The 12,823-nt window shown below is 42.0% G+C and carries 14 protein-coding genes and 3 tRNA genes; 11 read left to right on the top strand and 6 right to left on the bottom strand.

The window, feature by feature from the left end; translation table 11 throughout:
• Positions 1 to 112: 112 nt before the first annotated feature.
• Positions 113 to 889 (bottom strand): peptidoglycan editing factor PgeF, encoded by a 777-nt coding sequence (gene pgeF, locus C9I43_RS02265; protein WP_107881850.1) that lies wholly within the window; start codon positions 887 to 889, stop codon positions 113 to 115.
• Positions 890 to 1,864 (bottom strand): 23S rRNA pseudouridine(1911/1915/1917) synthase RluD, encoded by a 975-nt coding sequence (rluD, locus tag C9I43_RS02260; protein ID WP_076500859.1) that lies wholly within the window; start codon positions 1,862 to 1,864, stop codon positions 890 to 892. It lies immediately after the preceding gene.
• Between the two features lie 122 nt (positions 1,865 to 1,986).
• Here rluD and C9I43_RS02255 point away from each other — a divergent pair, with 122 nt between their 5' ends.
• The 5 genes from C9I43_RS02255 to hmpA all read left to right on the top strand — a co-directional run bounded on the left by C9I43_RS02255 (position 1,987) and on the right by hmpA (position 4,865).
• Positions 1,987 to 2,748, top strand: a complete 762-nt coding sequence (locus tag C9I43_RS02255) for an outer membrane protein assembly factor BamD (protein ID WP_076500861.1) — start codon at positions 1,987 to 1,989, stop codon at positions 2,746 to 2,748.
• 228 nt (positions 2,749 to 2,976) lie between these two features.
• Positions 2,977 to 3,052: transfer RNA gene (locus C9I43_RS02250), tRNA-Phe, on the top strand.
• A 54-nt stretch (positions 3,053 to 3,106) separates the two neighbouring features.
• Positions 3,107 to 3,193, top strand: a tRNA-Leu gene (locus C9I43_RS02245).
• Positions 3,194 to 3,274: 81 nt separating this feature from the next.
• Positions 3,275 to 3,361, top strand: a tRNA-Leu gene (locus C9I43_RS02240).
• 310 nt (positions 3,362 to 3,671) lie between these two features.
• Positions 3,672 to 4,865 carry an NO-inducible flavohemoprotein gene (gene hmpA / locus C9I43_RS02235; RefSeq protein WP_076500863.1) on the top strand — a complete coding sequence of 398 codons (1,194 nt, stop codon included), beginning with the start codon at positions 3,672 to 3,674 and terminating at the stop codon, positions 4,863 to 4,865.
• 113 nt (positions 4,866 to 4,978) lie between these two features.
• Here hmpA and C9I43_RS02230 read toward each other — a convergent pair whose 3' ends face one another.
• On the bottom strand, positions 4,979 to 5,686 hold the full coding sequence (locus C9I43_RS02230) for a pseudouridine synthase (RefSeq protein ID WP_107881848.1): 708 nt from the start codon (positions 5,684 to 5,686) through the stop codon (positions 4,979 to 4,981).
• 160 nt (positions 5,687 to 5,846) lie between these two features.
• Here C9I43_RS02230 and C9I43_RS02225 point away from each other — a divergent pair, with 160 nt between their 5' ends.
• Entirely contained in the window at positions 5,847 to 6,764 is a 918-nt protein-coding gene (locus C9I43_RS02225; RefSeq protein WP_076500867.1) for a TPR end-of-group domain-containing protein, read from the top strand.
• Positions 6,765 to 6,877: 113 nt separating this feature from the next.
• Here the strand turns inward: C9I43_RS02225 and C9I43_RS02220 are convergent, their stop codons facing one another.
• On the bottom strand, positions 6,878 to 7,504 hold the full coding sequence (locus C9I43_RS02220; protein ID WP_107881846.1) for a helix-turn-helix transcriptional regulator: 627 nt from the start codon (positions 7,502 to 7,504) through the stop codon (positions 6,878 to 6,880).
• Positions 7,505 to 7,651: 147 nt separating this feature from the next.
• Between C9I43_RS02220 and C9I43_RS02215 the strand changes: the two genes are divergently transcribed.
• Both C9I43_RS02215 and C9I43_RS02210 read left to right on the top strand, forming a co-directional pair.
• Positions 7,652 to 8,266 (top strand): NADPH-dependent FMN reductase, encoded by a 615-nt coding sequence (locus C9I43_RS02215; protein WP_076500871.1) that lies wholly within the window; start codon positions 7,652 to 7,654, stop codon positions 8,264 to 8,266.
• Positions 8,267 to 8,322: 56 nt separating this feature from the next.
• Entirely contained in the window at positions 8,323 to 8,739 is a 417-nt protein-coding gene (locus C9I43_RS02210) for a VOC family protein (protein WP_076500873.1), read from the top strand.
• A gap of 61 nt (positions 8,740 to 8,800) precedes the next feature.
• Here the strand turns inward: C9I43_RS02210 and C9I43_RS02205 are convergent, their stop codons facing one another.
• Positions 8,801 to 9,139: a TehB family protein gene (locus tag C9I43_RS02205; protein WP_076500876.1), complete on the bottom strand. Its 339-nt coding sequence runs from the start codon at positions 9,137 to 9,139 to the stop codon at positions 8,801 to 8,803.
• A 211-nt stretch (positions 9,140 to 9,350) separates the two neighbouring features.
• Here C9I43_RS02205 and C9I43_RS02200 point away from each other — a divergent pair, with 211 nt between their 5' ends.
• Positions 9,351 to 9,821 (top strand): YcxB family protein, encoded by a 471-nt coding sequence (locus tag C9I43_RS02200; protein WP_107881844.1) that lies wholly within the window; start codon positions 9,351 to 9,353, stop codon positions 9,819 to 9,821.
• Between the two features lie 71 nt (positions 9,822 to 9,892).
• Here the strand turns inward: C9I43_RS02200 and C9I43_RS02195 are convergent, their stop codons facing one another.
• Positions 9,893 to 10,456, bottom strand: coding sequence for an acetate uptake transporter (locus C9I43_RS02195; RefSeq protein WP_076500881.1), 564 nt, complete (start codon positions 10,454 to 10,456; stop codon positions 9,893 to 9,895).
• An 896-nt stretch (positions 10,457 to 11,352) separates the two neighbouring features.
• Here C9I43_RS02195 and C9I43_RS02190 point away from each other — a divergent pair.
• Together C9I43_RS02190 and C9I43_RS02185 are read left to right on the top strand one after the other, a co-directional pair.
• Complete coding sequence (locus tag C9I43_RS02190) at positions 11,353 to 11,589, top strand: hypothetical protein (RefSeq protein ID WP_076500883.1); 237 nt, start codon at positions 11,353 to 11,355, stop codon at positions 11,587 to 11,589.
• A 368-nt stretch (positions 11,590 to 11,957) separates the two neighbouring features.
• Positions 11,958 to 12,821 (top strand): MipA/OmpV family protein, encoded by an 864-nt coding sequence (locus C9I43_RS02185; protein WP_107881842.1) that lies wholly within the window; start codon positions 11,958 to 11,960, stop codon positions 12,819 to 12,821.
• Positions 12,822 to 12,823: the final 2 nt, after the last annotated feature.

The following is a 12,823-nucleotide window of genomic DNA, read 5'->3' as shown; positions in this document are numbered from 1 at the left end:
GGAAAATTCTAAATAGGATTGGTGTTACATTTCGTTAGTTAAAAGATGGGGGCTATTTAGCCAATTTCAAGCGGACACGACATAAATAGAGATAAATTTTAGGGATATAAGCTTAAGACTTAAGCCAGATCAACGAAGCCATGCGCCCCGTTACCTTATCACGTCGATAAGAGAAATAATTCGTGTCGGTAACAGTGCAGATATCGGCACTATAAATATGGTTTATGCCAAGCAAACTCAAGCGCAATTTAGCTAAACTTACGATATTGGCAAAATATTTATCACCACTAGGGATAAAACAGGCTGCCGCTTGCGGATGCAAAGCACAGAATGCTTGCTTTACTTCGGCACCAACTTCAAATTTTTGTGGCCCAATAGCTGGACCTAAATACGCAATTAGCTCATTCATTGGTGAACTAAACTGCGCTGCTGTGGCTTCAATAACACCATCACACAAACCACGCCAACCGGCATGGGCCGCTGCCACTTCGGTTCCAGCTTGATTACACAATAACACGGGTAAGCAATCGGCGGTCATTATCGCGCAAACTTGGCTCGCGGTTTGGCTATAACTGGCATCGGCAATCAGCGCATTTGAACTAGCTAAACTCTGATTAACTAAACCCGTATTATCCAAACTCTGGTCAACTAAGTTCAGCGAGTCTAAATTAAGCACATGAGTGCCATGGACTTGCTCAAGCCAAACAGGATCGGCAGCTAATGCTAATTGCTTAGAAAGTAACTCACGATTAGCCACCACCCGCTCTATCGTATCGCCAACATGTAGCCCAAGATTAAGGCTATCAAAGGGATGCGTGCTCACACCGCCATGACGATTTGTCATAGCGATGCCAACATTGGTAGGAACAGGCCAATCGTGATGTAACATTTACAAATACTCGATCGGATGCTCAACCGTGTCTTGGCGCAGTGCTTTAGTCAAAATCACCATGTCTTCAGGAATTGGCGCTTGCCAGCTCATGATTTCACAACTCACTGGGTGTGCTAATTCAAGACGCACCGCATGCAATGCTTGGCGTTTAAAGTTTTTCAGAATATCGAAAAACTCTGGGCTAGCATATTTAGGCGGTTTTGGGCGGCCACCATAGGTAGGATCGCCAACCAACACGTGCCCAATGTATTCCATATGAACACGAATTTGGTGAGTACGTCCCGACTCCAAACGCAGTCTTAATCGCGTGTGGTTGCGGAATTTTTCTGCAACACGATAATGCGTCACCGCAGGTTTACCTGAGTGCAGCACAGCCATGTGAGTACGTTTGGTGAGATGGCGACCAATTGGCTCATCCACAGTACCGCCACCCGTCATAGTCCCCATCACAATCGCTTCGTATTCACGTGTGATTTCACGGGCCTGCAACGCTGCAACTAAATGCGTTTGTGCTTCAACAGTTTTAGCGACCACCATTAAACCTGTGGTGTCTTTATCAAGACGATGCACAATACCTGCTCGCGGTACATGCTCAATATCAGGACAATGGTGCAATAGCGCATTCATCAAAGTGCCATCGGCATTGCCAGCACCAGGGTGAACCACAAGGCCAGCTTGCTTATTAATCACCATGATATCGTCATCTTCATAGATGATATCAAGGTCAATAGCCTGCGCTGCCGCATGTACTTCTTCTTCGAGCGTGGCATCAATCACTATCTGCTGCAGCTCATAAACTTTTTCACGGGGCTTATTAACGACGACGCCGTCAACATGAACTGCATCAGATAGGATCCATTCCTTGATGCGCGTGCGCGAGTAATCTGGGAACAACTCTGCTAGGGCCTGATCTAATCTCAGTCCAGTTTGTGTTGCCGAAATCTCGCTTTTTAGATTAATCTCTTGTGTCATAGGAACCGTATCCCCATTTAGGGGTCAAAAAATGTGTGCTATCTGTTACAATCGGATGTTTTCTATTTTATAGTGAAATGGAAAAATTCTTAACTACAACTTAAAAAGAATTGAATTCAAGTATGTATAAATTTTCCAAAGGCGTTACCTTAGTCCTATTTTCACTAGCGTTATCAGCCTGTAGCAGCAGCCCTGATGATAACGATATTGCCGCCAAAACGTCACCTGATGTACTTTACACTCAGGCAAGAACCTCTATGGAACTTGGCAATTACTCTAAAGCTGTCCGTTCTTTGGAGGCGTTAGACTCGCGCTTCCCTTTCGGACCTCACAAAACCCAAGTCCAGTTAGACCTGATTTATGCTTACTACAAAATGGACGATGTTGCCTCGGGGATTGCGAACATAGACAGATTTATCCGTCTTAATCCTACTCACCCTGATGTTGACTACGTGTTCTATATGCGCGGTTTAGTGAACATGCAAGCAGACAACTACTTGTTCCACGATATGCTTAATATCGACCGAACCGATCGTGATCCTAAAAATGCTCAAGATGCTTTCAAAGATTTTGATCGTCTTATCAAAACCTATCCTAACAGCAAATATGCCGCAGATGCGCAAAAACGCATGTTAGCGTTAAAGAATCGCTTAGCAAGATATTCAATTCAAGTTGCCGAGTATTACCTCAAGATGAATGCTTGGAGCGCCGCAGCGATTCGAGCACAATCAGTCATGGAAACATACCCTGGCACCCCTTCAAATGAGCGGGCATTAGAAATAATGATAGAAGCTTATGGCGAATTAGGTCAGAGCAAGCTGAAGCAAAACGTGCTCATGGTAATGCAAGCTAACTATCCAAACAATGAAATCTTATCAAACTAATGTAGAAAGCCCCTGTGATAGGGGCTTTTTTTTGCTTCGGATTGCAAATCCGTCATTCTTTAGTTTTGCTAAGTACTCAGTCTATATTGAAGTTTGACGATTTTAACATCGACAGTAGCCACACAAATGATACTTTCGAGTGAATCTTACTCAACCAAGTCGTTTTTTAGGTTATTTCGTAAAAATCTATTGACTCAAAACCCGAAAAGACTTTAAATTGCGCCCGTCGCCCGAATAGCTCAGTCGGTAGAGCAGAGGATTGAAAATCCTCGTGTCCCTGGTTCGATTCCGGGTTCGGGCACCATCTTTAAATTGGTTGCTACAGCGGCTAATGTTAGAGAACTGCAAAAGGTACAGTGCAGGTGTGGTGGAATTGGTAGACACGCCAGCTTCAGGTGCTGGTGCTCGCAAGGGCGTGGAGGTTCAAGTCCTCTCACCTGTACCAAATTGCAGTTCAACGAAACAAACCATTACGATTTGTTATTCGATATTAAGATTATTCATTCGATGAAATTTCGATAGCCATGCAGATGTGGTGGAATTGGTAGACACGCCAGCTTCAGGTGCTGGTGCTCGCAAGGGCGTGGAGGTTCAAGTCCTCTCATCTGTACCAACATTTAAACCTCGCAATGCGAGGTTTTTTTGTATCTGTTTTTTATGTCTGTAATAAAATAAGCCTCTTATTGCTCCTCGCTTAAACGTACCAACCTATCTTTAGTTGGCTTTACGGTAAGCCATTTTACCTATTGAAATATAAGAATTAATACACTTCAATACACCTATAACACCTTCACATCAAACGCCGATAATACATTCATGCACCTTTGTGCATAGCACAGAAAACAGCAATAACTATTGATCCAAATCAAATAGATCTTTAAACTTATTAAACATTCATATTATTTGCGCGTTAAGGATTTTCTATGTTGGATAGCCGTACCATCCAAGTAATTAAAAGCACCATTCCCCTATTAGAATCAGCAGGCCCAGCACTTACCACTCACTTTTATGAACGTTTGTTCAAACATAATCCTGAGTTAAAAGATGTATTTAACTTAGCCCACCAGCATTCTGGTGGTCAGCCTGTCGCCCTTTTTAACGCTGTCGCAGCCTACGCTAAAAATATTGAAAACTTAGCCGTGCTTGGTTCTACTGTTGAGCGCATAGCCCAAAAGCATACAGGTTTTTTAATTAAGCCTGAGCAATATGCCATTGTCGGCGGCCATTTATTAGCCACTCTTGAAGAGTTAGGTGGCGATGCAGTGACCGCTGAAGTATTAGAAGCTTGGGGACAAGCCTATGGCTTTTTAGCCAATATTTTTATTCAGCGTGAGGCGCAAATCTATCAAGCACAAGCAGAACAAGAAGGTGGTTGGTCAGGTGAACGTCGCTTTATCATTAGCGAAAAAAACACCGAATCAGCAGTCATTACCTCTTTCATATTGACTCCTGAAGATGGCAAGCCAGTTAAAGATTTTATTCCTGGTCAATATTTAAGTTTGAAGTTAAAGCATCCTAACTTGGCAAATGAAGAAATTCGTCAGTATTCGCTATCCGATGCGCCTAATGGCAACAGTTATCGCATCAGTGTAAAACGTGAAATCGGTGGCCAAGTATCAAACCTGCTTCACGATGCACTACAAGCGGGTGACAAGGTTACGGTTATGCCTCCTGCTGGTGACTTCATGCTGAAGGTGACACCTGAAATGCCAGTCGTATTGATTTCTGCAGGTGTAGGCCAAACTCCAATGAAAAGCATGTTAAACCAGCTACTCAAGCAACAGCATCCAAGTAATATCACTTGGTTGCATGCCTGTGAACAAGGTCCCGTGCACGGTTTTAAAGATGCAATTCATGCCAAGCGACAGCAGCATACTAATCTAACTAGCCATGTCTGGTATCGTGAGCCGAACCCAGCGGATGTGTTAGGTAAAGACTATGATTTCAAAGGACAAATGGAATTAAGCAAAGTAGCCGAACAACTGGCCCCTAACGCACGTTATTATTTCTGTGGTCCAATTGGATTCATGTCTGCTATCAAACAGCAATTACTTACGCTGGGTGTAGCAATTGAAAACATGCACTATGAAGTATTTGGTCCACACGCCGATCTTTAAGCGCATGCCACGGGCTTGAGGGAATTAACTCTCAAGTCCGCTTTTGTGCTTGAAATGGCAAACGTTAAAGATGATGGAATAACAATGTATCTTTTATATTGCTCTATCAGTTTTCAGCTGATACAAGCCACTTCTAAACTCGTCAATGCACGGCCTTCACCCGGCGCTAACGTGTCATCTAATACAATATCGCCTATAGATAATCGATGTAAGCCAACGACAGGATTGCGAAATCGTCCAAACATCCGCTTGATTTGATGATACTTACCTTCACTTAAAGTCACTTCGGCCACATTGCGAGTAAGGATCACCAGCTTAGCGGGTTGAGTGGTAATATCTTCAAAACTAAAGTACATGCCAGCGGCAAATGCAGCAATGTATTCCTCTGTTAATGGGTTAGCTAAACTAACGCGATAGACTTTATTTACCTTCTGGGTCGGCGACATTAACGCATCAGACCAACGGCTATCATTGGTCAATAACAGTAAACCTGACGAATTTAAATCTAACCTACCGGCAATATGTAGCTCATCACGGGCTTCGCAATCAAGCAAATCAATGACCGTTTTATGTTGAGTATCTTTGGTGGCACTCACTACACCTGTTGGCTTATGCAGCATCCAATAAACCGGCGTGTTGGCTTGCAGTATTTGATCGCCAAGTTGAATATACGAAAACTCATCCACTTGTTTATCCATGTCTTTGACAACTAATCCATCGACACTGACGTTACCTGAAAGCAAGAGTTCACGTACCGCTTTACGGTGAGTTTGTAACTGGTTACAAAGGTAGCGATCGAGTCGGCCGCGCTTAGATTGCATAACACCACAAATGACGAAATATGAATGGAATGGCTATTCTATCAGGATGATCGTTGCGCTCATAGCGAGCCATTACCACTCTGTGTAACGAAGATTTTCGGGACTAAATTGGATCGCACTCGCTAAATTTTGTTAAGCTAGGCGCTTAATTCATCTTACTGTGAGTGGTTGCCGCATCAAAAACTTATCTGCAAATCCCGTTATACAATATTCGAACCCGCTATTTTTAGCCTTATTTTTAGTGATGCTTGCGAGCTCTTTTTTCGCTCAAGCTAATGATACCTCTAGCCCGCCCGCAGCACCTCAACCTTCCGCCATACATGATAAACCGCTTATCGAGCGTTATGTTCTCGATGAACTTAAGTTACTTAGACACGATCAACAGGATCTCGAACGACGCCTCACGATTGATATTACCGATCGCGAGCTGGCAGTAGCCAATGCGTCGATGAATTACGCTAATGTCACTGTGACTTACTTCTTCTACATCATTGCGGGGGTCGCTTCTTTAGTCGCTTTTATTGGCTGGCAATCCCTGCGGGAAATCAAAACACATACCGCCAAACTGGCTGCTAATCAGCTACAAAGTATTGCTGAGCAATATGAAAATAAATTTAAAGCATTAGAGCAAGAACTTCAGCGTAAGAGTCGCACGATCACAGACAATAATCGCGAGATTGAAATTATTAATGAGATCCATAATCTCTGGTTGCGTGCCCAAAGCGCACAAACCCCAGAACAAAAGATAGAAGTCTATGATGAAATACTCACGGTTCGACCGGGGGATTTAGAGGCGCTGACCTACAAGGCTGATGCGGCCATGGAAATGCGCGAGTTTAACTGGGCACAAAGCCTATGTAATCGCGTATTAGAGGTTGACCCCACTAACGCCCACGCGTTTTATCAAAGAGCCTGTGCTTTTGCCTGTTTAGGGGTTGAAGAAAGAGCAATTTCTGATTTGGAGCGCGCTATCGATAACAGCGCTTCGTTTAAGGAACTGGCTTTAGATGAGGCTGATTTTTCACAACTTAAAGGGCACCAACGTTTCGATACGCTATTGGCTTATCACGAACCTTAAACACAAGAATATTAATAGCGGTTCTATCGTGATCTGGTCCACTCCTTGACTCAGTTATCAACTCTGTGATGTTTTATACAATAGATAAAGCATCGCAGAGGAGCTGTTTAAGGTCACTTTAAAGTGATGACTTCAATCTTATATGCACAGCGGCGTGCGCCTTCAATAATATGTTCTTCACGGCTCACCACGGCAATATCATTGAATAACTGCTGAAAAAGTTGTAATTCTGAACGGCAAAAATTTAGACATTTGGTGGCTGCAGCGCAAATAGGACAATGATTTTCTAGTAGAAAATATACGCCATCCATTTGCTCCATCGTCGCCATATAGCCTTCGTTTGAACGCAGCTGCACAAGTATCGCCAAACGAGTAGGAATATCTGTCGCCCCTACCATCGCGGCACGATATTGGATTAACGCACTTTGCTCCCGATGGTCAATTAACTTGTCTAAGCCTTGATCGCCAAAAATCATTCTCACCGAATCAATCAGCTGTACCGTCAATTCTTCATGGCGATCAGCAAAGTGAACTCGGCTTTGCTCAGTCAAAGTCCAATACCGCGTTGGCCGACCACGCCCCTCAGCTCTATCTTCAATATCCACATCGCCAGTGTCTTCTAAGGCTTGAAGATGTTGACGCACACCCATAGTTGTTAACGCCAATTCTTCCGCTAAGGTTTTAGCCGTTAACGGGCCATGCAACTTGAGCAATTGAATAATTTTATCAGTGGTTTTCATCTGTTATCTCCAATTTAAGCCAGAGCATTATCGCTGAACCACCAGCGCTTTAATAGATTAAATAAACTTTTTTATTTACTTTATCCTTTACAATATTAAGTAAAGTGATTACCTTATAATTAGTTTATAAACAAATAGGTTTACTTAATGAAGTTACTCATTATCAGCAGCAGTCAAAGACTTGACTCACAGAGTGCAAAAGTTGGGCGCTATATTGCCGACAGCAGCTTTCTATCACCCCATACGATGGGATACGACGCCATACATCACTTAGAATTATGCCGTTTTGAACTGCCCTTTTGGGATGGTGAAGAACACAGTAAAGGTAAGCACTGGCCCGAAATAGAACAAAAAATCGATGAAGCTGATGCATTAGTGCTAATCACCCCTGAATGGGGCGGTATGGCATCACCGCTTCTGAAGAACTTTTTATTGATGTGCACTCGCGAAGAAACAGCCCATAAACCAGCACTATTAATCTCAGTATCCACTGGAATTGGCGGTACTTACCCGATCGTTGAAGTAAAGATGAATGCGCTCAAAAATAATAAATTAGTGCCGATTCCCGACCACTTAATTATTCGCAATGTTAGCAATGTGCTAAATCCAATACCCGAGGATGCTCGCGATATCGCACTCAGGGAAAGAGTGCAATACAGCTTACATATGCTGCATCAATATGCCCAAGCCCTGGCGCCTATTCGTGAACGACACGCAAATCAAGCGTACCCAAAACAGCAAGAATACTGTTACGGTATGTGAGCGGCTTGAGATTTTAACCACCAGTAACAGACTAAAATCATTACAAGGAACGCATTATGATTCACTTAGAACATATTAACTTAGTGGTAGACGACATTCCCGCAGCACTACGTTTTTATCAAGCAGCTTTTCCTCACTGGCGTGTTCGCGGTGGCGATAAAAGCTCTTGGTACGGCAAACCCCGCAATTGGATTCATTTTGGTGATGATTATCAATATATTGCTTTTAGTGATAACGGTGAGGGAGAAAATCGAGATTTAACCGGCCACCAAATAGGCCTCGCACACTTTGCCTTTGTGACCGACAATTTAGATGCTGTGATAGACAGATTAACCCAAGCAGGATTCCCCATTGCCAAAGAAGGTATGGAGGATCCCTATCGACGCAATATTTACTTCTTCGACGCACACGGCTTTGAAGTCGAGTTTGTCCAGTATCTGAGTGACATGCCTACCGAGCGAAACCGTTATTAAGCCGCATCGTTATGTCAGTATTGGTATTAAATACCGACATAACCTGAGTGAGTAGCATAAGCTACTCATTTCGCTCAGATTGCTGCTGCGCGACAATCTCTGAATCTTTTTGGGCATAAAAGTGGATCCTAAACTCGGTATCATCGGTCATCAGCTCCACTTTATGCCAATACTCAGGATGAGAAATAGCCGTTTCTCCGGCATTAATGACGATTTGTTTGTCTAACTCGCCCCTTCTGTCGGTAAAACCGTAAAAGGTCAGCTGGCCGGCTAACACTTGAATTTGCCCATACACGCCAGCCTTGGTGTTGTGCATATGCAGCAACATTTTAGGGACACTATCATGGGAGAAAATGGGCGTTGATTTATAATTAACAAAATCTTTAGGAATTAAGGCCATAATGCGACTACGCTCCTTGAATAAATGGTTGAGAATCTAATAAATCTGACGACACACTCACTATAACGGTTACCGCATTGCAGTCCAACCCACTTGCCTAATTGCAAAGATATTAAGTGGTAAAATCACCCTCTTTCTCAAGCGTCTAGTTACTTTGTCATTGGTAATCGCTACACTAGCGCCTTAAGCTTGACCTCAATTAGATGACATTATGCCAACGCCTTATTCCTATTCGACCACCTATATTTTAGATAAAGCTCATTTTGAAGAATGCTATAGTCAATCAGTCATACCCGATCCCACGCTTAAACCCTACTACAAAGCCATTGGATTATTTCTAATAGGTATTGCGCTTATTTTCAGTGGCATTAGTCTGTATTTAGCTTACTTTTTTGTTGGATTAGGTGTTATCGAAGCGCTCAATGTGAAGTATCACAAGGCTTGGTGGCTAATGCGGCAGATGATGAGTAAAGCCGCTAGTAATGAGGTGAGGCTTACAATTGATGAGTTAGGTATTCACACTCAATCGATGTCGGTGACTAGCCAAATTTTATGGACCGATATTTACCGGATTAAAGAAACCGAAAAGGGCTTTTTAATCACCCACAAAGCGGGCACGAGTTATGTTTCATTACGTAGTTTAGATGAGGCTGCTGCAGCCTATATTAAAACTAAAATCTAATGTTGCTAAAAAAATCCAAATAAAAGGCTGATCCATATCAGCCTTTTTTACAGCTACACATGCGCTAAGGGTTACAGCTTTAGTTCACCAATCGGTAAAATCGTGCGGCCATACTCATTATTAAGTACCTGCGCCATCGCAAAATAAATTGCACTCGCGCCGCAAATGATACCTTCAAAGCCCGCAATAGTGCCGATTAAGACATTGCCGGTAAAATCACGTGCTGCAAGCAAAAAAAACAAAATAGTCAATGAAGCAAAGACAAACTGCTTAGCTCTGGGATAACGCAAAGAACCCACAAACATAAATGCAGTAAATATGCCCCACAGCGTCAAATACCACCCCATAAAATACGTTGGACTGGCCGCAATACCCGCATTAGGCATCAGAATTAACCCCACCAGTGTTAACCAAAACAAACCGTATGAGGTAAATGCCGTCGTACCGAAAGTATCGCCGCGCATAAAACACATAATACCCACAATCACTTGACCAATGCCGCCGTAAAAAATCCCCATGGCTAAGATCATCGAATCAATAGGGAAGTAACCCGCGTTATGGATATTTAATAAAATCGTTGTCATACCAAAGCCCATTAAACCCAGTGGCGCCGGATTAGCCAATTTTGCAGACACTGCATTCCCCTATAAGATAAATAATTCAATAAAAAATCAATAGCATCAGCCATTAACCTTCTATTTGCACATCAGCAAGAGCGGCGCATTCTAGAGAATAACAATACCGTTAGCAAAGGAATCATTTAAAACAGGTGGTTACAACAAAAAATCATTTAAAAACATCATTTTAAATATTTTAAAATACAAAATAAAGTCATTCTAAAAACACATAGAAATTAATCCTTTTTAATTCAATATCCTAAAATAAAAATAGCCTGTAACCTGCTTCAGGTCGCATTTAATACCAATTTCTACAGCTAGCGCATTATTCAGCTACAAACACTCAAAAATCATCACCTGAAATGAAGGATAAAACTGCGAGAATTATGCTCTTTATCGCAAATTTACCCTTAAGGTGATGAAAGCGGCACTTTTGGAAGAAACCCACATTTTAGAACGCTAATGGTCTATATGGGTTGAACGCTTAAGTTTTAGCTAGAATTCAGGGAGCATAAGTTTTGCGACATGACTTTCAAGGTATAAAACTTGTACAGCTAACAGCGCATATTGATACTGACATCAAACTCTATAGACAACATTTATCTATGGATAAAACACATTGGTAAAATACCGACTTAACTCGCGAGCCGTAGAGTACAACTTTAATTACCCATAGCTTAAACCGCGTGAAATACCGGGAGGATGGCATAATTGAAACTCGTGAAGGTAACTAAATCACTCCACTGACCTGAAGCGAATCAAGGGAAAATAGCAAAAAAACACTTAACCTCAAAAGGTCAAAATTATTTATATCAAAAACAGAATAGCAGTGCTAAATTGCGATGGTTGACGCAGTTATATTAAGAGGATACTTCTTGAACTGTTGTTAACAATACATAACTAAAGGAAATAATATGAAGAAGTTATCAGCTGTTTTTACCTTATTAGCATTAGTTAGTGCCACTTCGTTTGCTGACGATTCAAGTTTACCGTCTGCACCCGCAGCCGATGTAGCTCAGCTGAAAGAAGTCTGTCAACAGATGGCCTCTGAAGATCAAGTCGAGAATGCGGAACTTACACAATATGTGCTGGACTGTGTAAATGATCAACTCACTGAGATAGGCTACAAATCGGTTACTGAGGTCAATTAATCTTCATTCAAATCTCATCGTATTATCGCAAAACATAAGCTCTATATTCATCCAATGCCATTCACATCAGCGAATGGCATTATTATTTATAATTTAAATAATCACTTAACGACAGCCGACCTTATTTGGGTTAAAAGCCAAATGTAATAATGGCTCGTTTAAATCTTAAAAAACCAATCATAACACCATGTGAAAATAGGTTTTTTTACATGGTAATTAATGCATTACAACTTCTAGGCTCTACATTTATTCTATTTACACGATAACTGTATCACTTTGCATCACCCCTTATGAAACCGCTGTTGAATTTTTCGTAAAGTGCTACTCTGTCCTCCTGTACAGGCAACTGCAGCTTTAATCGTTAAATCATGCACCGGATCCTATTTATCCTCATTGTTAGCTTAAGTATTTTGCCTTCAATTGGAATGGCGAAGCAGACTTGCGTGCCTGAAAGTCAATGCATTGAGATGAACAACTGGGACTTAGGTGTTGCGATTGGCTGGGGACAAAAATCTAATCCATTAAAAGACTTTAATGATATACCTCTATTTTTTATTCCGACCATCGCCTATTACGGTAACAACTGGTTCTTTGATAATGGCAATTTAGGTTACACCTTAGCCGAGCAAGAAAGCTTTACCATCAACTTAGTGACCAGTTATAGCTTAGATAGAGCCTATTTTTATCGCTGGGACCCATCGAATGTTTTTTTAGAGCGTAGTAGCCAGATGCCGACAAAGGCAACGACAAATTTAGCATTAACCACAGAACCAGAAGCAGAGTTTAATACGCTAGAAACGCGAAATTTTACTATGCTTGGCGGCGCAGAAGCCTTTATCTATACAAGGTTGGGGATTGTTCGCCTAGCCTACACCCACGATATGTTTAATGTTCACCAAGGTTCTGAAGCCCAAATAAAGTGGAGCAATGGCTGGGAGGTCGATCGTTTCATTTTTGAATTGGCATTGATATTTGATTGGAAGAGCCAAGCCGTGGTGGATTATTATTACGGCGTTCGGCCCAGTGAAAACGCTTACTGGAGCGAACACTACCAAGCAAAATCGGGGTGGAATAAAGGTGCAGAAATAACAACTCGTTATGTATTAACTGACAATTGGGATCTACTGTTGGCAGTTCGTTATACTCAAATAGCCGATGAAATTGCCGCCAGCCCCTTGTTAATACAAGACTATAGCCGCACCTATTTTGTCGGTGCTGCTTATAGGTTCTAATA

Origin of the sequence: Shewanella morhuae, from assembly GCF_003028295.1 — a bacterium.
Taxonomy (GTDB): Bacteria; Pseudomonadota; Gammaproteobacteria; order Enterobacterales; family Shewanellaceae; genus Shewanella; species Shewanella morhuae.
The sequence above is the reverse complement of the archived record's forward strand: the minus strand, read 5'-3'. Positions and strand labels throughout refer to the sequence as shown.

Bases quoted from the DNA above. Each gene is read 5' to 3' on its own strand.
- rluD (WP_076500859.1), bottom strand. From the start codon at position 1,864: ATGACACAAGAGATTAATCTAAAAAGCGAGATTTCGGCAACACAAACT.
- hmpA (WP_076500863.1), top strand. From the start codon at position 3,672: ATGTTGGATAGCCGTACCATCCAAGTAATTAAAAGCACCATTCCCCTA.
- C9I43_RS02230 (WP_107881848.1), bottom strand. From the start codon at position 5,686: ATGCAATCTAAGCGCGGCCGACTCGATCGCTACCTTTGTAACCAGTTA.
- C9I43_RS02190 (WP_076500883.1), top strand. From the start codon at position 11,353: ATGAAGAAGTTATCAGCTGTTTTTACCTTATTAGCATTAGTTAGTGCC.
- C9I43_RS02215 (WP_076500871.1), top strand. From the start codon at position 7,652: ATGAAGTTACTCATTATCAGCAGCAGTCAAAGACTTGACTCACAGAGT.
- C9I43_RS02220 (WP_107881846.1), bottom strand. From the start codon at position 7,504: ATGAAAACCACTGATAAAATTATTCAATTGCTCAAGTTGCATGGCCCG.
- C9I43_RS02200 (WP_107881844.1), top strand. From the start codon at position 9,351: ATGCCAACGCCTTATTCCTATTCGACCACCTATATTTTAGATAAAGCT.
- C9I43_RS02255 (WP_076500861.1), top strand. From the start codon at position 1,987: ATGTATAAATTTTCCAAAGGCGTTACCTTAGTCCTATTTTCACTAGCG.
- C9I43_RS02205 (WP_076500876.1), bottom strand. From the start codon at position 9,139: ATGGCCTTAATTCCTAAAGATTTTGTTAATTATAAATCAACGCCCATT.
- pgeF (WP_107881850.1), bottom strand. From the start codon at position 889: ATGTTACATCACGATTGGCCTGTTCCTACCAATGTTGGCATCGCTATG.
- C9I43_RS02185 (WP_107881842.1), top strand. From the start codon at position 11,958: ATGCACCGGATCCTATTTATCCTCATTGTTAGCTTAAGTATTTTGCCT.
- C9I43_RS02210 (WP_076500873.1), top strand. From the start codon at position 8,323: ATGATTCACTTAGAACATATTAACTTAGTGGTAGACGACATTCCCGCA.